This is a genomic window from Streptomyces sp. NPDC050759, assembly GCF_044456945.1.
Lineage (GTDB): Bacteria > Actinomycetota > Actinomycetes > Streptomycetales > Streptomycetaceae > Streptomyces.
Window position 1 is genome coordinate 798,780 of the sequence record NZ_JBITGI010000002.1, and the last position, 21,578, is coordinate 820,357.

At 72.5% G+C, this 21,578-nt stretch carries 22 protein-coding genes; 18 read left to right on the top strand and 4 right to left on the bottom strand.

The window, feature by feature from the left end:
• The first annotated feature begins 9 nt into the window (after positions 1–9).
• The 12 genes from ACIBJB_RS09340 (at position 10) to ACIBJB_RS09395 (ending at position 11,395) form a co-directional block, all read left to right on the top strand.
• Positions 10–906, top strand: coding sequence for a polyphosphate kinase 2 family protein (locus tag ACIBJB_RS09340; RefSeq protein WP_398928171.1), 897 nt, complete (start codon positions 10–12; stop codon positions 904–906).
• Positions 907–927: 21 nt separating this feature from the next.
• Positions 928–2,445, top strand: coding sequence for an FAD-dependent oxidoreductase (locus tag ACIBJB_RS09345; protein ID WP_398928173.1), 1,518 nt, complete (start codon positions 928–930; stop codon positions 2,443–2,445).
• Between the two features lie 60 nt (positions 2,446–2,505).
• Positions 2,506–3,327, top strand: a complete 822-nt coding sequence (locus tag ACIBJB_RS09350) for a polysaccharide deacetylase family protein (protein WP_398928175.1) — start codon at positions 2,506–2,508, stop codon at positions 3,325–3,327.
• Positions 3,328–3,336: 9 nt separating this feature from the next.
• Positions 3,337–3,516 carry a hypothetical protein gene (locus ACIBJB_RS09355; RefSeq protein ID WP_266391175.1) on the top strand — a complete coding sequence of 60 codons (180 nt, stop codon included), beginning with the start codon at positions 3,337–3,339 and terminating at the stop codon, positions 3,514–3,516.
• 16 nt (positions 3,517–3,532) lie between these two features.
• Positions 3,533–4,249 (top strand): peptidyl-tRNA hydrolase, encoded by a 717-nt coding sequence (locus ACIBJB_RS09360; RefSeq protein ID WP_398928178.1) that lies wholly within the window; start codon positions 3,533–3,535, stop codon positions 4,247–4,249.
• Positions 4,246–4,848, top strand: coding sequence for a TetR/AcrR family transcriptional regulator (locus ACIBJB_RS09365; RefSeq protein WP_398928180.1), 603 nt, complete (start codon positions 4,246–4,248; stop codon positions 4,846–4,848). Before ACIBJB_RS09360 ends, ACIBJB_RS09365 begins: the two co-directional genes overlap by 4 nt.
• An 81-nt stretch (positions 4,849–4,929) precedes the next feature.
• Positions 4,930–5,337 (top strand): hypothetical protein, encoded by a 408-nt coding sequence (locus ACIBJB_RS09370; protein ID WP_398928182.1) that lies wholly within the window; start codon positions 4,930–4,932, stop codon positions 5,335–5,337.
• A complete protein-coding gene (locus ACIBJB_RS09375) occupies positions 5,337–5,942 on the top strand; it encodes a TIGR03086 family metal-binding protein (RefSeq protein ID WP_398928184.1) in 606 nt (201 codons plus the stop codon). Before ACIBJB_RS09370 ends, ACIBJB_RS09375 begins: the two co-directional genes overlap by 1 nt.
• A gap of 332 nt (positions 5,943–6,274) precedes the next feature.
• Entirely contained in the window at positions 6,275–7,579 is a 1,305-nt protein-coding gene (locus ACIBJB_RS09380; protein ID WP_398928186.1) for a DUF692 domain-containing protein, read from the top strand.
• 339 nt (positions 7,580–7,918) lie between these two features.
• A complete protein-coding gene (locus ACIBJB_RS09385; RefSeq protein ID WP_398928188.1) occupies positions 7,919–8,707 on the top strand; it encodes a DUF4142 domain-containing protein in 789 nt (262 codons plus the stop codon).
• A 100-nt stretch (positions 8,708–8,807) separates the two neighbouring features.
• Positions 8,808–9,650: a TIGR04222 domain-containing membrane protein gene (locus tag ACIBJB_RS09390; protein ID WP_398928190.1), complete on the top strand. Its 843-nt coding sequence runs from the start codon at positions 8,808–8,810 to the stop codon at positions 9,648–9,650.
• A 116-nt stretch (positions 9,651–9,766) separates the two neighbouring features.
• The gene (locus ACIBJB_RS09395; protein WP_398928192.1) at positions 9,767–11,395 is read left to right on the top strand and encodes an alpha/beta hydrolase; all 1,629 of its coding nucleotides are present in this window, start codon (positions 9,767–9,769) and stop codon (positions 11,393–11,395) included.
• Here the strand turns inward: ACIBJB_RS09395 and hemQ are convergent, their stop codons facing one another.
• Both hemQ and hemG read right to left on the bottom strand, forming a co-directional pair.
• A complete protein-coding gene (gene hemQ / locus ACIBJB_RS09400) occupies positions 11,396–12,127 on the bottom strand; it encodes a hydrogen peroxide-dependent heme synthase (protein WP_398928194.1) in 732 nt (243 codons plus the stop codon).
• Between the two features lie 5 nt (positions 12,128–12,132).
• Positions 12,133–13,572 carry a protoporphyrinogen oxidase gene (gene hemG, locus ACIBJB_RS09405; protein WP_398928196.1) on the bottom strand — a complete coding sequence of 480 codons (1,440 nt, stop codon included), beginning with the start codon at positions 13,570–13,572 and terminating at the stop codon, positions 12,133–12,135.
• A 159-nt stretch (positions 13,573–13,731) separates the two neighbouring features.
• Between hemG and ACIBJB_RS09410 the strand changes: the two genes are divergently transcribed.
• Together ACIBJB_RS09410 and ACIBJB_RS09415 are read left to right on the top strand one after the other, a co-directional pair.
• Positions 13,732–14,715, top strand: coding sequence for a DUF4349 domain-containing protein (locus tag ACIBJB_RS09410; RefSeq protein WP_398928198.1), 984 nt, complete (start codon positions 13,732–13,734; stop codon positions 14,713–14,715).
• Between the two features lie 27 nt (positions 14,716–14,742).
• Entirely contained in the window at positions 14,743–16,137 is a 1,395-nt protein-coding gene (locus tag ACIBJB_RS09415; RefSeq protein ID WP_398928200.1) for an FAD-dependent oxidoreductase, read from the top strand.
• A gap of 3 nt (positions 16,138–16,140) precedes the next feature.
• Here ACIBJB_RS09415 and ACIBJB_RS09420 read toward each other — a convergent pair whose 3' ends face one another.
• A complete protein-coding gene (locus ACIBJB_RS09420) occupies positions 16,141–16,467 on the bottom strand; it encodes a hypothetical protein (RefSeq protein WP_398928202.1) in 327 nt (108 codons plus the stop codon).
• A gap of 136 nt (positions 16,468–16,603) precedes the next feature.
• On the opposite strand from ACIBJB_RS09420, the gene ACIBJB_RS09425 reads away from it, so the two are divergent.
• Positions 16,604–17,431, top strand: a complete 828-nt coding sequence (locus ACIBJB_RS09425; protein WP_398928204.1) for a rhomboid family intramembrane serine protease — start codon at positions 16,604–16,606, stop codon at positions 17,429–17,431.
• Position 17,432: 1 nt separating this feature from the next.
• On the opposite strand, the gene hemE is transcribed toward ACIBJB_RS09425, so the two are convergent.
• Positions 17,433–18,488, bottom strand: coding sequence for a uroporphyrinogen decarboxylase (gene hemE / locus ACIBJB_RS09430; protein WP_398928206.1), 1,056 nt, complete (start codon positions 18,486–18,488; stop codon positions 17,433–17,435).
• Positions 18,489–18,604: 116 nt separating this feature from the next.
• On the opposite strand from hemE, the gene ACIBJB_RS09435 reads away from it, so the two are divergent.
• The 3 genes from ACIBJB_RS09435 to ACIBJB_RS09445 all read left to right on the top strand — a co-directional run bounded on the left by ACIBJB_RS09435 (position 18,605) and on the right by ACIBJB_RS09445 (position 21,561).
• Complete coding sequence (locus ACIBJB_RS09435) at positions 18,605–19,273, top strand: DUF3000 domain-containing protein (RefSeq protein ID WP_398928208.1); 669 nt, start codon at positions 18,605–18,607, stop codon at positions 19,271–19,273.
• 211 nt (positions 19,274–19,484) lie between these two features.
• Positions 19,485–20,147, top strand: a complete 663-nt coding sequence (locus ACIBJB_RS09440) for a response regulator transcription factor (protein ID WP_057611178.1) — start codon at positions 19,485–19,487, stop codon at positions 20,145–20,147.
• A gap of 133 nt (positions 20,148–20,280) precedes the next feature.
• Positions 20,281–21,561 carry an HRDC domain-containing protein gene (locus ACIBJB_RS09445; protein WP_398928211.1) on the top strand — a complete coding sequence of 427 codons (1,281 nt, stop codon included), beginning with the start codon at positions 20,281–20,283 and terminating at the stop codon, positions 21,559–21,561.
• Positions 21,562–21,578: the final 17 nt, after the last annotated feature.

The following is a 21,578-nucleotide window of genomic DNA, read 5'->3' on the forward strand; positions in this document are numbered from 1 at the left end:
GGGTGCCGCATGCCGAAGAAGGACTCCAAGGGCCGCGGGACGAAGAAGGGCTTCATGGCCAGCGACGACCTCGCCCTGCGAGAGCTGCTGCGGGTACCCGGCGGCAAGCCGATGGACCTTGCCGCCTACGACACCCGGGTGACCCCGGCCGGCCCCCGTGACAAACAGGCGGGCCGGGCCGCGATGACCGATATGGCCAACCCGCTCGCCGACTTGCAGGACCGCCTGTGGGCGGCGAGCACGGCGGGCGACCGGCGCCGGGGCCTGCTGGTGCTGCAGGGCATGGACACCAGCGGAAAGGGCGGCACGGTCAAGCACGTCATCGGCCTGTTCAACCCGTCCGGCTGCCGCATCCACGCCTTCAAGGCACCCACGCCCAAGGAACTGGCGCACCCCTTCCTCTGGCGCGTCAAAAAGGCCCTCCCGCAAGCCGGTGAGCTGGGCATCTTCGACCGCTCGCACTACGAGGACGTCCTCATCGCCCGCGTCCGCGCCCTCGCCCCGGCCGCCGAGATCGAGCGCCGCTACGACGAGATCAACCGCTTCGAGAAGTCCCTCGCCGGCAACGGCGTCACCGTGATCAAGTGCTTCCTGCACATCTCGTACGACGAACAGCGCGACCGCCTGCTCAAGCGCCTCGACCGCCCGGACAAGCACTGGAAGTTCAACGTCTCGGACATCGACGAGCGCGCCCTGTGGCCCGCCTATCAGCAGGCGTACGAGTTGGCCCTGGAGCGCTGCTCGACAGCGCACGCCCCGTGGTACCTGGTCCCCGCCGACCGCAAGTGGTACCGCAACTGGGCGGTCAGCCGACTCCTCCTCGAACACCTGTCGGAGCTGAACCCGCGCTACCCGAAGGCGGACTTCGACGTGAAGGAAGCCCGCAGGCGGCTGCTCGAACAGTGAATCCCGGGGTACTCGGGGCGCATGACCGAGAACCGGCACGTCAAGGGCTCGTACTGGCTGGAGACGGCACCCGGCGGACCCCGGCCGCCACTGACCGAGGACCTCGACGTCGACGTGGCCGTGATCGGCGCCGGCATCGCCGGGCTGAGCACGGCGTGGGAACTGACGCGGGCCGGGCACCGGGTGGCGGTCCTGGAGGCCGGGCAGGTGGCCGCGGGGGTCACCGGGCACACCACCGCCAAGCTGACCGCCCTGCACACACTGATCTACGACAAGCTGCGCCGCACCCGCGGCCCCGAGGGCGCCCGGCTGTACGCCCGCTCGCAGAGCGAGGCGATCGAGCGGGCCGCCGGGATCGCGGAGGAGCTGGGCATCGACTGCGACTGGGAGCAGCGCAGCGCCTACACCTACGTCCGTGACGCGGGCCGCGTCGACGAGCTGCGGGCCGAGGCGGCGGCCGCCCGGGAGGCGGGGCTGCCGGCCGCGTTCGTGACGGAGACCGGGCTGCCGTTCCCCGTGGCGGGCGCGGTGCGGGTGACCGGGCAGGCGCAGTTCCATCCGCGCAAGTACCTGCTGGCCCTGGCCGAGGACCTCGTCGCCTCCGGCGCGGCCGTCCACGAGCACACGGCCGTCCTGGGCCTCGAAGAGGGCGAGCCGTGCCGTCTGACGACCGACACGCGGGCGACGGTGACGGCCCGGGACGTGGTGGTCGCCACCCACTACCCGATCTTCGACCGCGCCCTCCTCTTCACCCGGCTCTCCCCGCGCCGCGAGCTGGTCGTCGCCGGGACGATCGACCGGGAACGGGATCCGGACGGTATGTACATCACGCCGGACGAGGGCACCCGCTCGGTCCGTACGGCTCCCTGGGACGCCGACCGGCGGCTGCTCATCGTCACCGGGGAGCACTTCACGCCCGGCACGGGAGACACCCGGAGCCGTTTCGACCACCTGGGCGCCTGGGCTTCCCGGCACTTCCCCGACGTGGACCTCAGCCACGCCTGGGCCACCCAGGACAACGACCCCACCGACACGGTGCCGCTCGTCGGCCCCCTGCACCCGGGCGCCAGGCACGCCTACGTCGCCACCGGCTTCGGCGGCTGGGGCATCAGCGGCGGAATCATGGCGGGCCGTCTGCTCACGGCCCAGATCACCGGCGAGAAGTGCGCGTGGAGCGACCTGTACGACCCGCGCCGCCTGCGCTCGACGGTCCGCGAGGCCCCGTCCTTCCTCAAGACCCAGGCACAGGTGGCCCGCCACTTCGTCGGCGACCGGCTGCGCCCCGCACCTCCGCTGGAGTCCCTCCCGCCCGGCGAGGGCGCCGTCGTCCGGGTGAACGGCGACCGTCTCGCCGTGTACCGGGACGACGAGGGCGCCCTGCACGCCGTCTACCCGCGCTGCACCCACCTCGGCTGCCTGGTCTCCTTCAACGGCGCCGAGGACGCCTGGGAATGCCCCTGCCACGGCTCCCGCTTCGACACCAACGGCAAGGTGATCCAGGGGCCGGCGACGAAGCCGCTGGAGAGGCGGGACATCTGAGCGGGTGACGTTGCGGCCGAGGTGAGAGGCAAATAGGAGGATTCGCCCTACTTTCGTACGGTGATCACTTTTGTACGACGAGTCACCGCCGCCTGTGTCCTCGGCGCCGCCCTCACCGCCTGTGCCGCCACGCCGCAGCCCGTCCGCCCCGAACCCTCCGCGACCCCTACGGCTCCTACCGCACCCCCGACTCTCGCCCCCGGCCCCGGCGGCCTGACCCCCGTCTTCAGGAACGGGTCCCGTACCCACGGCAGGACCGTCGCGCTCACCTTCGACGCCGACATGACGGCGGACCAGGGGGCGCGGGCGGCGGCCGGCGAGCACTTCGACAATCCTGGGCTGATCGCGGCCCTGCGGGAACTGAGGGTGCCGGCCACCGTGTTCATGACCGGGCGGTGGGCCGAGCAGTATCCGGAGCAGGCCCGTTCCCTCGGGCGGGACCCGCTCTTCGAGGTCGCCAACCACTCCTACAGCCACTACGCCTTCACCGACGACTGTTACGGGCTGCCGACGGTCTCCGGTGACCGGATGCGGGCGGATGTGGAGCGGGCGTACGCGGCGTTCCGGAGGGCGGGGGTGCCGGACGCGAGGCCGTACTTCCGTTTTCCCGGCGGGTGCTACGACCGGCGGGCACTGAAGGCGCTGACCCCGGTCGGCGTGACCGCCGTCCAGTGGGACGTGGTGAGCGGGGACGCGTTCGCGACGGACGCGGAGGCGGTGACCCGCCAGGTGCTCGAGGGGGTGCGGCCGGGGTCGGTCGTGGTCATGCACTGCACGCGCAGTGCCGCGCCGACGACGGAGCGGGTGGTGCGGGCGGTGGTGCCTCAGCTGCGTGAGCGGGGGTTCCGGTTCGTGAGGGTGTCCGAGCTGATCGGGTCCTAGGCTGGAGGTATGAGCGAGGACTACTGCACGATCGGCGACGTGCCGAAGCCTCCGGTCGCCGACGGGCCGCCGTACGCGGAGTGCGTGCTGTGCCGGAAGCCGACGGAGTATCCGGAGTCGTACAAGGGGATCACCCTGTGCCCGGTCTGCGAGTGGCAGGAGGCTCAGCGCACGGCCTGCTCCGGGTGACCTTAGGGTTGTCCGGGTGAGCCACGACGTGACGCCCTCGACCGACAGCCCCTTCCGCTCCGAACCGACCGCACGCGACCAGGCACCCCAGTTCGTGCTGCCCCTGGTCGTCCGTATCGAGAAGACGGCTCCGCCTGCTCGCACCGACGCTCTCGAGACCGCCGCCCGCGCCGTTCTCGTCCTGCTCGGCGACGAGCGTTCCGTCGGTGACGGGGAGTGGGCCGAGGTGGTGCGGGACTGGCAGGACGCCCGGATCCGGAAGGTCGTACGGCGGGCGCGGGGCGCCGAGTGGCGGCGGGCCGAGGGGTTGCCCGGGATCACCGTGACGGGTAAGTCGGCGGAGGTACGGGTGTTCCCGCCGGTGCCGCTCGACGGCTGGCCGAAGGATCTGGCCAGGCTCCAGGTCTCCGGAACCGACCTCGACGACCCCGAACCGCCGGTGGAGGCGGACCCGGCGGCTCCCGTCCTGTGGCTCAATCCGGACCTCGACATGTCGGCCGGCAAGGCGATGGCCCAGGCCGGTCACGGCGCCCAACTGGCCTGGTGGGAGCTGTCCGACGAGGAGCGGGCCGCCTGGCGGGACGCCGGGTTCCCGCTCGCCGTACGGGCCGCGGATCCCGCGCGGTGGGCTGAACTCACCGCCAGCGGGCTGCCGTTGGTCCGTGACGCCGGTTTCACCGAGATCGCGCCGGGCTCCTGCACGGTCGTCGCGGACCATCCGGCGCTGCGATGACCCGGGTCGATGGACGCGTCGAGCGGGGCAACCGCACCCGGCGGGCAGTGCTGCGGCGGGCCGTCGACATCGCCTCGGTCGAGGGGCTGGAAGCCTTGTCCGTGGGGCGGCTGGCCGGGGAGCTGGAGCTGAGCAAGAGCGGGGTGTTCGCTCTGTTCGGATCCAAGCAGGAGCTGCAGCTGGCGACCGTGCGGGAGGCCTCGCGGATCTTCGTCGTCGAGGTGCTGGAGCCGGTCTCCGAGGCGGCCGAGGGGGTCGAACGGCTGCGGGGGCTGTGCGAGGGCTGGCTCCGGTATTCGGAGCAGCGGGTCTTCCCGGGGGGTTGTTTCTTCTACGGCGTGATGGCCGAGTTCGACGCCCGCGAGGGGCCGGTCCACGACGCGCTCGTCGAGTCCCAGCGGGCCTGGCTCGGCGAGTTGGAGCGGTGCGCCGAGCGGGCGCGGGCCGCGGGTGAGCTGAGCGCGGACACCGATCCGGCGCAACTCGCCTTCGAGGTCGTCGCGTTGATGGAGACGGCGAACGCGATGTCGCTGCTGCACGGCGAGGCCACGCCCTATGTCAGGGCCCGGCGGGGCATCGCGTCACGGCTGGGACTCTGACGTCTGAAGCACTCTGGGATCTCCGGGATTCAAGCACGGAAACTAGTAGCACGATCGTTCGTTTAGTTTTAGGGTCGGGGCATGGGTACTCCTCGACGACGCGTCCTTCGCTCCCGCTGGAAGTCCGGTCCCGCCATCCCGCTCGACGACTACGTGCTCGTCGGTGTCACCGACTTCACCGCCCACGGGTACGGGCAGTCCGTCGCCGTCGCGCTGGCCGGGATGCGGTTGCGCCGCACCTGGCCTTCGACACCCGGCGCGGTCGGGATGTGGCTGTTCGCGGATCCTCTCCGACGGCGCTCCGGGTCTGTGTCCGTGTGGGCCGACGAGCGGGGACTGAAGGAGTTCACCGGGCGCCCCGACCACGTGCGGATCGTGCGTGCGCATCGTGGGCGCGGTGAACTGCGGTCCTTCCGGCGGGAGTTCGAGGAGTTCGACCCCGATGCCGTGTGGGCGTACGCCCTGGACCTGATCACCGAGGAGCGCTGATGGATGTCGTCGAGCTGGACCGGATCGCCGTACAGGAGGCTTCGCGGCTCGTGGAGTCGGCCCGGGACGGCGACGACGGGGACTGGGAGCGGGGCACCCCCTGCGCGGGGTGGGACCTGCGGCGGCTGGTGGCGCACATGACCGCCCAGCACCACGGGTTCGCGGCCGCCGCTCGAGGCGTGGGCGGCGATCCGGGGTACTGGCGGGAGCAGGAGGGGACGGGCGAGCCGGCCCGTGCGCATCGGGCGGCTGCGGACGCGGTGCTCGCGGCGTTCGCCCAACCGGGCGTTCTGGAGCGGGAATTCGAGCTGCCGGAGCTGGGCGGAGGGTTTCCCGGCCGCACGGCGATCGCCTTTCACTTCGTCGACTACGTGGTGCACGCGTGGGACGTGGCGGCCACGCTCGGCGTACGACTCCACCTGACGGACGAGGTGCTCACCGCGGCCCTGGCCGTGGCCCGACGCGTCCCGACGGACCCCGCCGGCCGCGGGCCGGGCTTCGCGTTCGCGCCCGCCCTGAAGGTCGCGGAGGGGACGGGGCCGCTGGAGGAGACGCTGCGACTGCTGGGCCGGGACCCGCAGGCTTGGCCCGGACCGGGCGGGTGACGTCGCCGGCCGTGGGCCGGGGTTCGCGCCCGCGCTGAAGCAGCTGGAGGAGGCACTGCGGTTCTGGGCCAGGAGCCGCAGTGGTGGCCGCGAACCAGACGGCTCCCGGCGGGCGTGGGCCGTGACCGGGTCGAAGGTCGGGGAAGAGACGCTGCGAGTGCTGGGGCCGAAGCGGCAGGTGATGTCGTCGGCCGTGTCGGGGTCGAACCTCAAATGTTGCTCTGAAGGTCCCCCGGGCACGGTTCGGGTCCGGGGCCCGGGGCCATACCTCCGTCACGCCGCGCGGACGGCGACCGGAGCGGATGCGGGAGAGGCCGAGGAGGGGACGGACCATGGAGCGACTGGGGACGGGTATCGGATGGCGGCCGGAGATCGCGGACGCGGTGGAGCGCATGCCGGGCATCGACTGGGTCGAGGCCGTGGCCGAGAACCTGTGCCCCGGGCACCTCCCCGAGTCGCTGCGGCGGCTGCGGGAGCGCGGGGTGACCGTGGTGCCGCACGGTGTCTCGCTCGGCCTCGGCGGCGCCGACCGGCCCGACGCGGGGCGGCTCCTCGCTCTCGCCGAGCGGGCCGAGGCCCTGGGCGCACCGCTGGTCACCGAGCACATCGCGTTCGTCCGCGCGGGCGGCCCGCTGACCGCCTCCCCGCGCCTGGAGGCCGGGCACCTGCTGCCGGTCCCGCGCACCCGGGACGCCCTGGACGTCCTCTGCGAGAACATCCGCATCGCGCAGGACGCGCTGCCGGTGCCGCTCGCCGTGGAGAACATCGCCGCGCTGATCTCGTGGCCGGGCGAGGAGATGACCGAGGGCCAGTTCCTGTACGACCTCGCGGACCGGACAGGGGTACGGCTGCTGATCGACGTGGCCAACCTGCACACCAACCACGTCAACCGCGGCGAGGACCCGGCCGAGGCACTCGCCGGGCTTCCGCTGGAGGCCATCGCGTACGTCCATGTCGCGGGCGGCTTCGAGCGGGACGGGGTGTGGCACGACAGCCACGCCCACCCGGTGCCGCGGCCCGTTCTCGACATCCTCACCGACCTCGCCTCCCGCGTCTCGCCGCCGGGGGTGCTGCTGGAGCGGGACGAGAACTTCCCCGAACCGGGCGAACTGGAGCGGGAGTTGGGAGCCATCCGGGAAGCGGTGGAGAAGGGCGGCGGGGCACGCACCGACGGCGCGTGGCGCGCTGCCGCCTCCGTGGAGCCGTCGAGCGTCTCCACCGACCCCGCCCGCCAGCGGCTCGCCCTCGCCCAGACCGCGCTGCTGTCCGCGCTCGTGGCGGGGACTCCGGTGCCGGAGGGGTTCGACCGGGTGCGGCTTGGGGTGCAGGCGCGGGCACTCGCGGGGAAGCGTGCGGACGTGGTGGCGAAGGTCGCGCCCGAACTGCCGGTGATCCTCGGGGCGGGTTATCGGCCGGCGTTCCTGGCGTATGCGCAGCGGGCGCCGATGACGGACGGGTACCGGCGGGACGCGCTGAGCTTCGCCGAACAGCTGCTGCTGGGAGGCCAGTTGGCGGACGCGAGGGTGCGACGGGAGCTGCGGGAGTGGTGGCTGGAGCGGTCGGGGCCCACCCCGAGGTCCCGGAGGCCGGCGGTGCGGCTGGCTCGGGCCACGCGGAGGGTGTTGCTGCGGCACTGAGGGTGCGGGTGCCCGGGGTGGATGCCCGGGTGGGTGTCGCTCGTCCGCGACGGTGGGATGCCGCTGGGCGGCCAGGGCGGCGTCCCGAAGCCATACGCCGGATCGAGACCCGAGGCGGGGCCGAACAGCCCCGCGCCGGCAGGATGCCGCTGCGGGTCGCGGTCTGCGGGTCGCGCAGGCACGGCGGCCCACAGCGACTGCAACCCACCCAGGGGCGCCGGGCGCGGCGACCAGCCCCCACCGGCCCGCAGCCGACGAACGACCTCCACGGACCCGGCAGTAATATGTCAATCCCGCACCTGAATCCCACTAGCGTGCGGTGCCGCAACAGGAGGCACCATGCGACCGCGACCGCCCGTCAAGGGGCGAGGCATCTTCTCCGGCAACGGGGTCATCATCGCCGGGCTGACGGCCACCCTGGTGGCCCTGCTCATCCCGATCTGGTCGTATGCCGACCGCTCCGGCACGGGACTGAGCGTGCTCAACGCCGGGACCGTGACGACGCCGTACGGGCCGCTCTCCGCGCTGGACCGGGAGTTCGTCACGAAGGTGCGGCTGGCGGGGCTGTGGGAGCTGCCCGCGGGTCAGCAGGCGGAGCAGAAGGGCACGACGCAGGCCGTACGGACGGCGGGGCAGCACCTGGTCGAGGGGCACACGTTCCTCGACGCACGCGTGCGTGACGTGGCGTCGAAGCTCGGACTCGCCCTGCCCAACGAGCCCAGCGATCAGCAGAAGCAGTGGCTCGACACCCTGAACCAGGCCCAGGGCGTCGACTACGACCGCCAGTTCGCCAACATCCTGCGTCTCGCGCACGGCAGGGTGTTCTCGGTCGTCGCGCAGGTTCGCGCGAGCACCCAGAACTCCCTGGTCCGCGCCCTGGCCGACGACGCCAACACCACCGTGCTGGACCACATCAAGATCCTGGAGGCCACCGGGTACGTCGACTTCGGCGCCCTGGCCCGGGACATGGCCACCGGCAGCACGCCCCCGATCACCAACTCCCCGGCTCCGCCCGGCCCGACGACCGACCCGGGCGCGGTCGTTCCGGTCACCCCGTCGCCGTACACCGCGCAGTTCACTCTGCCCCCGGCCGCCTCCAGCCCGCCGCCGGACCCCGTCCCGTCATAGTCCGCTTCCGGACAAACGGAACGTCACACACCGACAACACTCCGTCCGGATCGTGAACAGCCCATGGCGCCGCCGGGAGCCTTTGGCATAGAAACGCGGCATGTTCTGGGTTCTTCTTCTGCTGCTGGCCTGGGCCGCCGCCGGCACCGCGTGTACGCGGCTGTGCCTGGCCGCCGTACACGCGGCGGCCGCCGACGCGGATGCCCGGGGACACGATCTGACCCTGTACGAGGCCGCGTTCCTGTCGGGCGGACCGCGCCGGGTCGCCGATCTGACCCTCGTCTCCATGGCCCGGCAGCGACGGCTGCTGCTGGCCCACACCGGCTGGGCGACCGTCGTCGACCCGCGGGGGCGGGACGAGATGGAGCGCACGGTCATCGGGGCCATCGGCCCTGAGGGGCAGTCCCGGATCGCGCCGGTGCGCGCGGACGCGGCCTCGGCGGACGCGGTACGCGGTATCGCCGACCGGCTCGTGGACGCGGGCCTCGCCGTGCCCGACGGCGCCCGGTCCGGCATCGCGGCGGCGGTCCGCCAGGTGCGGCTGGCCTCGGTGGCCGTCGTCGCGCTGGGCGCGATCGCGCTGCTCGCGCCCGCCCCGTCGGAGATGCCGCGGCACCTGGTCGCCCTCTGGTTCGCGCTGCCGCTCGCGCTGTCCCTCAGCTGCCTGGCCATCGCGCGGATGGAGGTCCACCCGTACTCGCGCTGGGCGTCCCCGGCCGGCCAGCGGCTGCTCGGCGCCCTGACCCGGCGCACCGGCGGCACGGACGAGCGGACGTATCTCACCTCCGTCGCCGTACGCGGCATCAGTGCGGTCGGCGAACCGGATCTGCGCGCGGCCTTCGCCCACCGCGAGCAGCACCGCGGCCGTCCTCGTGAGGAGTGGCGAGGAGAACGGCCCGGCGGACGCGGCGAGGAGCACCGCCGGCCGCACGGACGCGACTGAGCTCGTCCGGGGGCGCACGGAGGCATTGGGGCCGACACCGGCGGGGCGGTGCTTGCCTTCCCCCGCGGTCGAACGAAACATCCCTTTTGTCGCTGCCGCGCACCGAAGGGATACCGATGAGAGCCCCCGCCCTCTACACGGCCGCCGGGTCTTTGCTGCTGACCGCGCTCACCGCCGCACCGGCCGGGGGCGCTCCGGCCGCCCCGGGTGCGGCGGAAGTCCACGGCACCGCGATCGCCGCCGCGCGCGCCGGGACGGCCGGAATCCGCTTCGGCGCCTGCCCCGCGGCGGAGGACCTGCCCGACAGCGTCCAGTGCGGCACGGTGTCCGTCCCGCTCGACTACGCGCGTCCCGACGGACGGCAGATCAAACTGACCGTCAGCCGGGTGCGGGCCACCCACAAGGACCCGCACAACAGCAAGCGCAGGGTGCCCCGGCAGGGCGCCCTGGTCCACAACCCCGGCGGTCCCGGCGGCTCCGGCATGTACTTCCCGCTGGTCGGCGCGCTCCCCGCGTGGAAGGGGCTCGCCGCGGCGTACGACCTCGTCGGCTACGCACCGCGCGGGGTGGGCCGTTCGGCGCCGCTGTCCTGCACGGACCCCAAGCAGTACCTCAAGGCGCCCACGCAGACACCGACGCACCCCTCGCCGTCGTACAAGAAGGAACGCATCGCGCAGGCGAAGGCGTACGCGCGCGGGTGTGCGAAGCGGGCGGGCGCGGCTCTCCGGTACTACACCTCCCTGAACAACGCCCGGGACCTGGACGTGCTGCGGGCCGCGCTGGGCGAGCGGAAGCTGACGTTCGTGGGGGCCTCGTACGGGACCTACTTCGGCGCGCTGTACGCGACGCTGTTCCCCTCGCATGTGCGGCGGATGGTCTTCGACGCGGCCGTGAACCCGGGCCCCGAGCAGGTCTGGTACCGCAACAACCTGGACCAGTCGGCCGCGTTCGAGGAACGCTGGGCGGACTTCCGGGAGTGGATCGCCAGGCACGACGACGTGTACGGGCTCGGAAACACGGCCGAGGAGGTGCTGCGCAGCTACGACAGGGCGGCGGCGCGGCTGGCCGCCGAGCCGGCCGGGGGGAAGGTCGGGCCCGGGGAACTGCGGGGGGCGTTCCTGACGGCCGGGTACTACGACGACTTCTGGCCGCATCGGGCGCAGGCCCTGTCGGCGTATCTCAAGGGGGACCCCAAGCCACTGATCCAGCAGGCCGGGCCGCATCAGGAGGCGGCGAAGGAGGCGGAGAACTCCAACGCCGTCTACACCGCCGTCGAGTGCAACGACGCGCCCTGGCCGACGGACTGGAAGGTGTGGGACCGGGACAACACCCGGCTGGCGCGGGTGGCGCCGTTCGAGACGTGGGACAACGTGTGGATGAACCTGCCCTGCGCGTACTGGCTCGCGCCGCGGCAGCGGGCCCTCGATGTGCGGACCGGGCCCGGTGAGCTGCCGCCGACGCTGATTCTGGCGGCCGAGAGGGACGCGGCGGCTCCGTACGCCGGCGCCCTGGAGCTGCACCGGCGGTTGTCCGGCTCGGTGCTGGTGACCGAGCGGGACGCGGGCACGCACGGCATCGCGGGCGGCCCGAACCCCTGCGTCAACGGATACCTGGACGCCTACCTGCTTGAGGGCCGCCTCCCGGTGCGGCGCGCCGCATGCGCCCCGCACCCCGAGCCCACGCCGAAGCCGAAGACAAAGACGAAGGGCAGCTCTCGGAAGGCGGCCGTCGGACCCGCTCGCTGATCAGGCGAGGCCCGCCACGAGGTCGCCGATGTCCTTGCGGCGGCCGGTGTAGAACGGGACCTCCTCGCGGACGTGCATCCGCGCCTCGGAGGCGCGCAGATGGCGCATGAGGTCGACGATGCGGTAGAGCTCGTCGGCCTCGAACGCCAGGATCCACTCGTAGTCGCCCAGGGAGAAGGAGGCGACCGTGTTGGCGCGGACGTCCGGGTAGCCGCGGGCCATCTTGCCGTGGTCGGCGAGCATGCGGCGGCGGTCCTCGTCGGGGAGGAGGTACCAGTCGTAGGAGCGGACGAAGGGATAGACGCTCACGTAGTCGCGGGCGTGCTCGTCCGCCAGGAACGCCGGGATGTGCGAGCGGTTGAACTCGGCGGGGCGGTGCAGCGCCATGTTCGACCAGACCGGCTCCAGCGCGCGGCCCAGCCTGGTGCGGCGGAAGAGGTTGTACGCCTCCTGGAGCTGGTCGCTGGTCTCCGCGTGCCACCAGATCATGACGTCGGCGTCGGCGCGCAGCCCGGACACGTCGTAGGTGCCGCGGATCGTGACGTCCTTGGCGGCGAGCTGGTCGAACAGCTCCTGGACCTCGTCGGCGTAACCCGTGCGGTCCTCGGGGAGCACGTCCTTCAGCTTGAAGACGGACCAGAGCGTGTAACGGATGACCTCGTTGAGGTCCTTGGCCAGCTTGCCCTTGTTCGGGACCCTGCCGGACTCGGGGGTGGGGGCGTCGTTGCTCATGGGCCCTATTCTCCCGCTCCGCCGTGCAGACTCTGCACCGGGTTGGCGGTGAGCTCCCGTACGGCGGTCAGGTCGCCCTGGATCTGGTCCACCGCCGCGTGGGCGCCGGCGATGCAGGCCGGGATGCCGACGCCGTCGTACTGCGCGCCGCACAGCGCGAGGCCCGGGAGCTTGGCGACGTGCTCGCGGATGCGGGCCACGCGCGCGTGGTGGCCGACGGGGTACTGGGGCAGGCCGTCGGTCCAGCGGGTGACGCGGGTCTCCAGGGGCGTGGCCTCAAGCCCGGTGGCCTCGCGCAGGTCGTGGCGGGAGACGTCCACCAGGGCGGTGTCGTCGCGCTCCAGGATCTTCGTCTCGCCATAGCGGCCGACGGAGGTGCGCAGGACGACGACGTCCGGGTTCTCGTCGGCGATCCAGCCCCACTTCTGGGAGGCGAAGGTGGACGCCTTGATGGTGCGGCCGTCGACCGGCGGTACGAGGAAGCCGCTGCCCGCGGGCAGGGCGGTGTCGGAGCGGCGGTAGGCGAGGGTGACCAGGGCCATGGAGGCGTACTCCACGGTGTCGAGCTCGGTGGCGGCCTCGGGGGCCTCGGCGCGCAGGAGGCGGGCGGCGGCCGGGGCGGGGACGGCGACGATCACGGCGTCGGCGCGCACGACGCGGTCCGCGGCGACGACCCTCCAGCCGCCGGACGGCTCGCGGCGCAGCTCGGTCACCGGGGCGCCGGTGACGATCTCGCCGCCGCGCGCGCGGACCGAGTCGGCGACGGCGAGCGGGAGGGTGCCCACCCCGCCCTCGATCCCCATGAACACCGGCCCGGTCTGCTGGTTGGCGGCCATCCGCGCCTGGATCTCCCGGACGCCTTCGGTGAGCGAGGTGTGGGTCTTGGCCACCTGGAAGAGCTGCGGGACCGCCGAGCGCATCGAGATGCGGTACGCGTCGCCCGCGTAGACCCCGCCGAGGAGGGGTTCGATGAGGCGGTCGACGACCTCGCGGCCCAGGCGCGCCGCCACGTACTCACCGACCGCCACGTCGTCGCCGACCTCCGTGCGGGGCAGCTCCGCGTCCTGCGCGATGCGCGCGAGGCCCTCCTCGGACAGCACTCCGGCGAGGGCCTCGGCGGTGCCGGGGACGCCCATGACGTGGCCCTTGGGCATGGGGCGCAGGGCGCCGCGGGTCCAGATCGAGGCGGTCGCGGTGGCGGGCGGCTGGAGGCGGTCGTCGAGGCCCACCTCACGCGCGAGGGCCACCGCCTCCGGCCTGCGGGCCAGCATCGACTCGGCGCCGAGGTCGACGCGCGCGCCCGCGATCTCGCCGGGCAGCAGCTTGCCGCCCACCCGGTCGGACGCCTCCAGCACGGTGACGTGCGCGCCGCGCTGCGCCAGCCGGTGCGCCGCGGCCAGTCCCGCGATGCCGGCTCCGATGACGACGACCCGTGATCCGCTCATGGCCCCAGCCTCTCAGACCCCACTGACAGTCCGACGGCGGCCCGGTGTCCTTCACGAGTCCCGACCGTGACCGCATCGGAACCACCGCTGTCCAACGTTCGCACCCCCTCCGGCGTCGAAGGAGCGTCAGTTGTTCACGACCCTCGGGGGGACGCCCGCATGCGCACATCACGATCACGACGTTCCGTACGGCCCGCGCGGGCCCTGGCCGGCCTCCTGCTCGCCGCGGGCCTCGCCCTGACCGGGTGCAGCTCAGGCGCCGACAGCAGCAGCGACGGCGGCAGCGCCCTGTCCGACGACAAGGCGGCGCAGAGTCAGGCGGAGGGCGCGGCCGGCGCCGAGGCCGGCGGCAAGCAGGCCACCACCGCCCCCCAGCCCGCGGTGAATCACATCATCCGCACCGCCACGCTGACCGTGCAGGTCAAGAACGTGTCGAAGGCGCTCGCCGCGGCCCGCACCACCACCGAGAACGCGGGCGGTTTCGTCGGCAAGGAGTCCACCTCCCGCGACGAGGAGGGCCGGGAGCAGACGGAGGTGGTGCTGCGGGTGCCCGTCGAGAAGTACGACGAGGTCCTCGGCGACCTGGAAGGCGCGGGCAAACTCCTGGAGCGCACCGCGAACGCGCAGGACGTCACCGACCAGGTCGTCGACGTGCAGAGCCGGATCGCGACGCAGCGCGCGAGTGTGGCGCGGATCCGGGAGCTGATGGACAAGGCGACCAAACTGAGCGACGTGGTGACCCTGGAAGGTGAACTGAGCACCCGTCAGGCCGATCTGGAGTCCCTGCTCGCCCGCCAGGCCTCCCTGAAGGACCGTACGAGCCTGGCCACCATCACCCTGTCCCTGTCCGAGTCGCCCGTCGTCAAGGCCGAGGAGGACGACGACCCAGGTGTCGTCGACGCGCTGGCGGGCGGCTGGGACGCGTTCGTGACCATGCTGCGCTGGGTCGTGGTGGCGGTGGCCGCGGTGCTGCCGTTCCTGGCCGGGATCGCGCTGCTCGTGCTGGTGTGGCTGCGGCTGGTGCGGCCCCGGCTGCCGCGCCGGACCGCGCACGCGGCCGCCTCGACCGCTCTGGGCCCGCTGCCCGTGGCACGCCCCGTCCCGGACCCGGGACGGGAGCAGGAGCGGGGCGAGCAGGACTGAAATGCCGCGCCCTCGTAGCGTGTTCGCATGAACATGAGCCGTACGCGGGACACGAGGGAACGTCTGGTCGTGATCGGCGGCGACGCCGCGGGGATGTCCGCGGCGTCGCAGGCACGCCGGTTGAAGGGCCCCGACGAACTGGAGATCGTGGCGTTCGAGCGGGGCCACTTCACCTCCTACTCGGCCTGCGGCATCCCGTACTGGGTGGGCGGGGACGTCACCGGGCCGGACCAGTTGATCGCCCGTACGCCCGCGGAGCACCGGGCCCGTGACATCGATCTGCGCATGCGCACCGAGGTCATGGAGATCGACGTCGGCCGACAGCGGGTACGCGCGCGTGACCTCGAGTCGGGGGCCGAGTCCTGGACGTCGTACGACAAACTCGTGATCGCGACCGGCGCCCGCCCGATCCGCCCGGACATGCCGGGAGTCGACGCCCCCGGTGTGCACGGGGTGCAGACGCTCGACGACGGCCAGGCGCTCATCGACACGCTGGCACACACGCGTGGCCGCACGGCGGTGGTGGTGGGCGCCGGGTACATCGGTGTGGAGATGGCCGAGGCACTGATCAACCGCGGCTACGAGGTGACAGTGGTCAACCGGGGCAGCGAGCCCATGTCCACGCTCGACCCGGACATGGGCCGCCTGGTGCACGAGGCCATGGAGGGTCTGGGCATCACCATGGTCGACGACGCCGCGGTGACCAAGGTGCTCACGGGCGAGGACGGCCGGGTGCGGGCGGTGGCCACGGAGAACGCCGAGTACCCGGCGGACGTGGTGGTGCTCGGCATCGGGGTACACCCGGAGACGACGCTCGCGAGGGCGGCCGGTCTGCCGCTGGGCAGCCACGGCGGTCTCCTGACGGACCTCGCGATGCGGGTGCGCGGCCACGAGAACATCTGGGCGGGCGGCGACTGCGTGGAGGTCCTCGACCTGGTCTCGGGCCAGGAGCGGCATATCGCGCTGGGCACCCACGCCAACAAGCACGGCCAGGTCATCGGCACGGGCGTCGGTGGCGGCTACGCCACCTTCCCCGGGGTCGTCGGCACGGCCGTCAGCAAGGTGTGCGACCTGGAGATCGCCCGCACCGGGCTGCGCGAGAAGGACGCGCGTCGGGTGGGCCTGCAGTTCGTGTCGGTCACGATCGAGTCCACCAGCCGGGCCGGCTACTACCCGGGCGCCTCCCCCATGACGGTGAAGATGCTCGCCGAGCGCCGCACGGGGCGGCTGCTCGGCGTGCAGATCGTCGGGAGAGAGGGCGCGGGCAAGAGGGTCGACATCGCCGCGGTGGCCCTGACGGCGGGGATGACGGTGGAGCAGATGACGGCCCTGGACCTGGGGTACGCGCCGCCGTTCAGCCCGGTGTGGGACCCGGTGCTGGTGGCGGCCAGGAAGGCCGCCGCGAAGGTGCGGGCCTCCTGACGGCTACGCCGTGCCGTTGATCCGCTCGATGGCCTGGCGGGCCTGGTCGGCCGGCGGCCTGGGCGGCAGCGCCGAGACGGAGGCGCTGGTGTTGGCGGGCATCGCGGTCGGCTGCTCACCCGCCGGCTTGGCGTGCGAGGCGGGCCGCGTGGTCCTGAGCCGGTTGCTCACCGCCTCGTCGAGGGTCACCGGCCGCTGCATCTGCGAGGCCAGCCGCCCGGCCTCCTGGCCGAGCCTGGCCACGTCCTCCCAGGGCAGCCGCAGCACCAGGGAGATCTCGGCCTCGCCGTCGGGAAGAGCGTGCATCGGAGGAGTAATTCGGTCGTTCATCGGTGGTTCCTCACGTAGTCCCCGCGGCCCGCCTTCCCCGTGCCGCGGGCGGTTGAGGAGACATACGCACGCGTGCGCGCGGGTGTTCACCGACGCGCCACCGATTCGCGGGGCCCATCGCGGGCACTACTTCCTTGTGGTCATCCCCGTCCATGACGTGAACCCTGTGCGCCGCACCCCCGTGGTGACGTACGCGCTCATCGCCGCGAACGTCCTCGTGTTCCTGTTCACGCCCGGCCTGGCCGGCTCCGTGGCGGGCGACAGCAGCCTGTCCCAGCTGTGCCATCTCCAGGCGTTCCTGGACCACTACGCGGCGGTCCCACAGGAGTTGATCCACCATCAGATGCCGCGGCTGGTCCCCACGGGCGACGTCGGCACCAGCGCGCAGGGCTCGGCGGGCTGTGTGGTGGCCCCGCCGGACTACGACAAGTCCCCGCCGCTGTCGGTCCTCACGGCGATGTTCCTGCACGGCGGCTGGCTGCACCTGCTGGGCAACATGCTGTTCCTGCTGATCTTCGGCAACAACGTCGAGGACCGTATGGGGCATGTGCGCTTCGCGCTGTTCTACGTCGTCTGCGGCTACGCGGCGTCGTACGGCTTCGCGCTCCTCAACGACGACTCGGGCGACCCGCTGATCGGTGCGTCGGGAGCCATCGCCGGGGTCCTGGGCGCCTATCTGGTGCTGTACCCGAAGGCCAGGGTGTGGGTCCTGGTGCCCTTCCTGGTCTTCCTGCCGCTCAGACTGCCGGCCTGGCTGGTGCTGGGCTTCTGGTTCGTGCTGCAGGCGGTGTACTCCTCCGGCGAGGGCGTCTCCGCCGCCGGCACGGTGGCGTACGCGGCGCACGTCGTGGGCTTCCTCGTCGGGATGCTGCTGGCCTGGCCGCTCAAGCCGGGCACTCCCCCGCCGCCGGAACCGCGCGGACTGCTGTTCGGCAGGAAGGCACGGCCCCGGCACACCTGGTGAGTCAGCGGGTGGTGTGCGTGTGGACGTACTCCACGAGGCGGGTCAGGGCGTCCGGGTCGGTGGACGGCATGACGCCGTGGCCGAGGTTGAAGACGTGGCCCTCCAGGCCCTCGGCGGAGTCCAGGACTTCGCGGGTCTTGGCCTCGACGGCCTCCGTGGAGGCGAACAGGACCGTCGGGTCGAGGTTGCCCTGGAGCGCCTTGCCGGGGCCGACGCGGCGGGCGGCCTCGTCGAGCGGGACCCGCCAGTCGACACCGACGACGTCCGCGCCGGCCTCGCCCATGAGCTTCAGCAGTTCGCCGCAGCCGACGCCGAAGTGGATGCGGGGGACGCCGTACCCCTCGACCGCCTTGAAGACCTTCGCGGAGGCGGGCAGGACCGAGCGGCGGTAGTCGACGGGGGCGAGGGCGCCGGCCCACGAGTCGAAGAGCTGGACCGCGGAGGCGCCGGCCTCGATCTGGACCTTCAGGAAGACGGCGGTGATGTCGGCGAGGCGGTCGAGCAGGTCGGCCCACAGCTCGGGGTCGCCGTACATCATCGCCTTGGCGTTCTCGTACGTGCGGGACGGGCCGCCCTCGACGAGGTAACTCGCGAGGGTGAAAGGTGCGCCCGCGAAACCGATGAGGGGGGTCGGGCCGAGCTCACGGGTCAGCAGGCCGATGGCCTCGGTGACGTAGGAGACGTCCTCGGGGGTGAGGTCACGCAGTTGAGCCAGGTCGGCGCGGGTGCGGATCGGGTTCTCGACGACCGGGCCGACGCCGGGCCTGATGTCGAGGTCGACACCGATGGCCTTCAGCGGGACGACGATGTCGCTGTAGTAGATCGCCGCGTCCACGTTGTGCCGGCGGACCGGCTGGAGGGTGATCTCGGTGACCAGCTCGGGCCGCATGCAGGACTCGAGCATCGGGATGCCCTCGCGGACCTTGCGGTACTCCGGCAGCGAGCGCCCGGCCTGTCGCATGAACCACACGGGGGTATGCGGGACGGGTTCACGGCGACACGCCTTGAGGAAGGCGGAGTCGTAGGCGGCTGACTGCGGCGTCTCAGGTGCACTCACGTCGGAAAGTCTCGCACGGTGCGGTGAGTGCCGAGTGCGCGGTGTCTGTGTGGGCATGGAGCCAAGTCCGGGTGTCTAGGGCGGCACCACGCCGCCCTTCCCTTTAACCTTCCCGCATGGCTGCGGCTCAAGGACGACTGTCGGACGGCGCTGGTGGGATGGACGACGCGAAGGAAGGGGACCGGGATGGCGGCGGTGCGGCTCCGCCGGCTTTCCAGGCCGCGGTTCAGGCCCTGCGCGGCAGTCGGCTGCGGCCGCAGATCGAGGTCGAGGCGACCCGGGCCCCACAGCGGCTCGCCCCGCACGCGTACGCGCTGGAGGCCACCGTCGTCGACGGCGACCAGGACCTCGCCGACGGGCGGCTCGTGCTGCTGCACGACCCGGACGGACACGACGCCTGGCGGGGCACCTTCCGGCTGGTGACGCTCGTGCGCGCGGAGCTGGAGGCGGAGATGGCCGCCGACCCGCTGCTGCCCGAGGTGTGCTGGTCGTGGCTGACGGGCGCGCTCTCCGCGCGCGGGCTGTCGTACGGCGAACCGAGCGGCACCGTCACGCGCGCGAGCTCGCACTACTTCGGCGGTCTGGCCGAGCGCCCCGCGACCTCGCAGATCGAGATCCGGGCCTCCTGGACGCCCCGCGAGGGCCTGGGCGGGGTGCCGGACACGGCGGGGCACCTCGCCTCCTGGTGCGACCTGCTGGCCCAGGTCGCGGGTCTGCCGCCGGCCGGTCCGGGTGACGCGTCGATCGTGACGTTGCCACAGCGGCGGGACCCGCAGGCGCGCTGACCACCCACACGGAGCATCAATTTGTCGATACGGCCACTTTCAGTCAGGAGTGAGCCATCGAACGAACCGATATGTTCACCGAACGATCGACCGTACGTCCGAATTGCACTAATTGTTACTCACTAGATCGTGATCATTCTCTAAAGGACGCCGGGTTCGGTGCCGAAGACGTCTGTGACCTTCCAAGCCGTCCCGCACCCCAGGAGGCCCGGTGTCCGTTCTCCTCGAGCAGCCCGCAAGCCTGGTCGCCTACCGCCCGAACAAGCCCACCGCCATGGTGGTCGTGGCCGACCCGCGCGTCCGATCCACCGTCACCCGTCACCTCTGGGCGCTCGGTGTGCGCGATGTCATCGAAGCCTCGTCCGTGGCGGAGGCCCGTCCCCGAATCGGCAGCCCCAGAGACATCTGCGTCGCCGAAGTCCACCTTCCCGACGGCTCCGGCCTGACCCTGCTGTCCGAGACCCGCGCCGCGGGCTGGCCCAACGGCCTCGCCCTCTCCGCGGCCGACGACATCGGCGCCGTGCGCAACGCCCTCGCGGGCGGCGTCAAGGGCTACGTCGTCACCGGCACCCGCACCAACGTCGGGCTCCCCACCCGGCCCGGCGCCGCCCCCATCGGCTCCGCCGCCGCCCGTATGCACCGCCGCCCCCCGGGTGCCCCGAGTCACCCGGGTGGCTACCGCGAGCTCTCCGGCCGTGAGGTCGAAGTACTGCGGCTGGTGGCCGAAGGGCAGTCGAACAAGGCGATCGGCGTCTCGATGGGCCTGTCCGCACTGACCGTCAAGAGCCACCTCGCCCGGATCGCCCGCAAGCTCGGCACGGGAGACCGCGCCGGCATGGTGGCGGTGGCCCTGCGCACCGGCATCATCCACTGAGGCTCTTTCGAGCCTCGCCGTTCACGGACGTGAACCAGAGCTTTCACCGGGCTGACTGGTTTACGACCCCCAGGCGCCTGCCGACGGAACGTTCCGTCGGCAGGCGCTGTCCATACACAGATACCCTTGACATGTGACCGACGCCCAAGAGACCGCAGCAGACGTTTCACTGCGAACCACCGGAGGCGGCCCTCCGGACGATGGCGGATCTGCTGCAGCGGAGGCGCCGATCCCCCTGCTGGAGCCGCGCGAGGGCATTCCGCCCGTGATCGCCGACGAGGACTCGCTCGCCGAGGTGATCGCCGCGTTCGCCGCGGGCTCCGGCCCCGTCGCCGTCGACGCCGAGCGGGCCTCCGGCTACCGCTACGGACAGCGCGCGTATCTCGTGCAGCTGCGCCGCGCGGGCGCGGGGACCGCACTGATCGACCCCGTGGCCTGCCCCGACCTCTCCGGTCTCGGCGAGGCCCTCTCCGGTGTGGAGTGGGTGCTGCACGCCGCCACGCAGGATCTTCCGTGTCTCCGCGAGATAGGCATGGTGCCCTCGCGCCTGTTCGACACCGAGCTGGCCGGACGGATCGCCGGGTACCCCCGGGTCGGGCTCGGCGCGATGGTCGAAGGGGTGCTGGGCTTCGTACTGGAGAAGGGTCACTCGGCCGTCGACTGGTCGACCCGTCCGCTGCCCGAGCCGTGGCTGCGGTACGCCGCCCTCGACGTGGAACTTCTCGTCGACCTGCGCGACGCGCTGGAGAAGGAGCTCGACCGGCAGGGGAAGCTGGAGTGGGCGCTTCAGGAGTTCGACGCGATCGCCTCGGCCCCGCCGGCCGAGCCGCGCAAGGATCCCTGGCGCCGGACCTCCGGGATGCACAAGGTGCGGCGGCGCCGGCAGCTGGCCGTCGTACGGGAACTGTGGGAGGCGCGGGACCGGATCGCCCAGCGGCGGGACGTGTCGCCGGGCAAGGTGCTCTCCGATGCGGCGATCGTCGAGGCGGCGCTCGCCCTGCCGGTCAACGTGCATGCGCTGGCCGCGTTGAACGGGTTCGGGCATCGGATGGGACGGCGGCAGCTGGAGCAGTGGCAGGCCGCGGTGGATCGGGCCAGGGCCCTTGCCGAGGTACAGCTGCCGCAGCCCGGGCAGCCGCTCACCGGGCCGCCGCCGCCGCGGGCCTGGGCCGACAAGGATCCCGCGGCGGCCGCGCGGTTGTCCGCCGCGCGGGCCGCGGTGTCCGCGTTGGCCGAGTCGCTGAACATCCCTCAGGAGAACCTGATCACCCCGGACACGGTGCGGCGGGTCTGCTGGGAGCCGCCGGGTGTGGTGAGCGCGGAGTCGGTCGCGTCGGCATTGGCCGGCCACGGGGCTCGGGCGTGGCAGGTCGAGCAGGTGACTCCTGTGCTGGTGGCCGCGCTTTCCGCCTAGCCGCGGCGGAACCAGCA

Coding starts and splice junctions, on each gene's coding strand:
- ACIBJB_RS09420 (WP_398928202.1), bottom strand. CDS start 16,467: ATGAACGACCGAATTACTCCTCCGATGCACGCTCTTCCCGACGGCGAG.
- ACIBJB_RS09365 (WP_398928180.1), top strand. CDS start 4,246: ATGACCCGGGTCGATGGACGCGTCGAGCGGGGCAACCGCACCCGGCGG.
- ACIBJB_RS09385 (WP_398928188.1), top strand. CDS start 7,919: ATGCGACCGCGACCGCCCGTCAAGGGGCGAGGCATCTTCTCCGGCAAC.
- ACIBJB_RS09345 (WP_398928173.1), top strand. CDS start 928: ATGACCGAGAACCGGCACGTCAAGGGCTCGTACTGGCTGGAGACGGCA.
- hemG (WP_398928196.1), bottom strand. CDS start 13,572: ATGAGCGGATCACGGGTCGTCGTCATCGGAGCCGGCATCGCGGGACTG.
- ACIBJB_RS09395 (WP_398928192.1), top strand. CDS start 9,767: ATGAGAGCCCCCGCCCTCTACACGGCCGCCGGGTCTTTGCTGCTGACC.
- ACIBJB_RS09410 (WP_398928198.1), top strand. CDS start 13,732: ATGCGCACATCACGATCACGACGTTCCGTACGGCCCGCGCGGGCCCTG.
- ACIBJB_RS09380 (WP_398928186.1), top strand. CDS start 6,275: ATGGAGCGACTGGGGACGGGTATCGGATGGCGGCCGGAGATCGCGGAC.
- ACIBJB_RS09375 (WP_398928184.1), top strand. CDS start 5,337: ATGGATGTCGTCGAGCTGGACCGGATCGCCGTACAGGAGGCTTCGCGG.
- ACIBJB_RS09370 (WP_398928182.1), top strand. CDS start 4,930: ATGGGTACTCCTCGACGACGCGTCCTTCGCTCCCGCTGGAAGTCCGGT.
- hemQ (WP_398928194.1), bottom strand. CDS start 12,127: ATGAGCAACGACGCCCCCACCCCCGAGTCCGGCAGGGTCCCGAACAAG.
- ACIBJB_RS09340 (WP_398928171.1), top strand. CDS start 10: ATGCCGAAGAAGGACTCCAAGGGCCGCGGGACGAAGAAGGGCTTCATG.
- ACIBJB_RS09415 (WP_398928200.1), top strand. CDS start 14,743: ATGAACATGAGCCGTACGCGGGACACGAGGGAACGTCTGGTCGTGATC.
- ACIBJB_RS09355 (WP_266391175.1), top strand. CDS start 3,337: ATGAGCGAGGACTACTGCACGATCGGCGACGTGCCGAAGCCTCCGGTC.
- ACIBJB_RS09435 (WP_398928208.1), top strand. CDS start 18,605: ATGGCTGCGGCTCAAGGACGACTGTCGGACGGCGCTGGTGGGATGGAC.
- ACIBJB_RS09390 (WP_398928190.1), top strand. CDS start 8,808: ATGTTCTGGGTTCTTCTTCTGCTGCTGGCCTGGGCCGCCGCCGGCACC.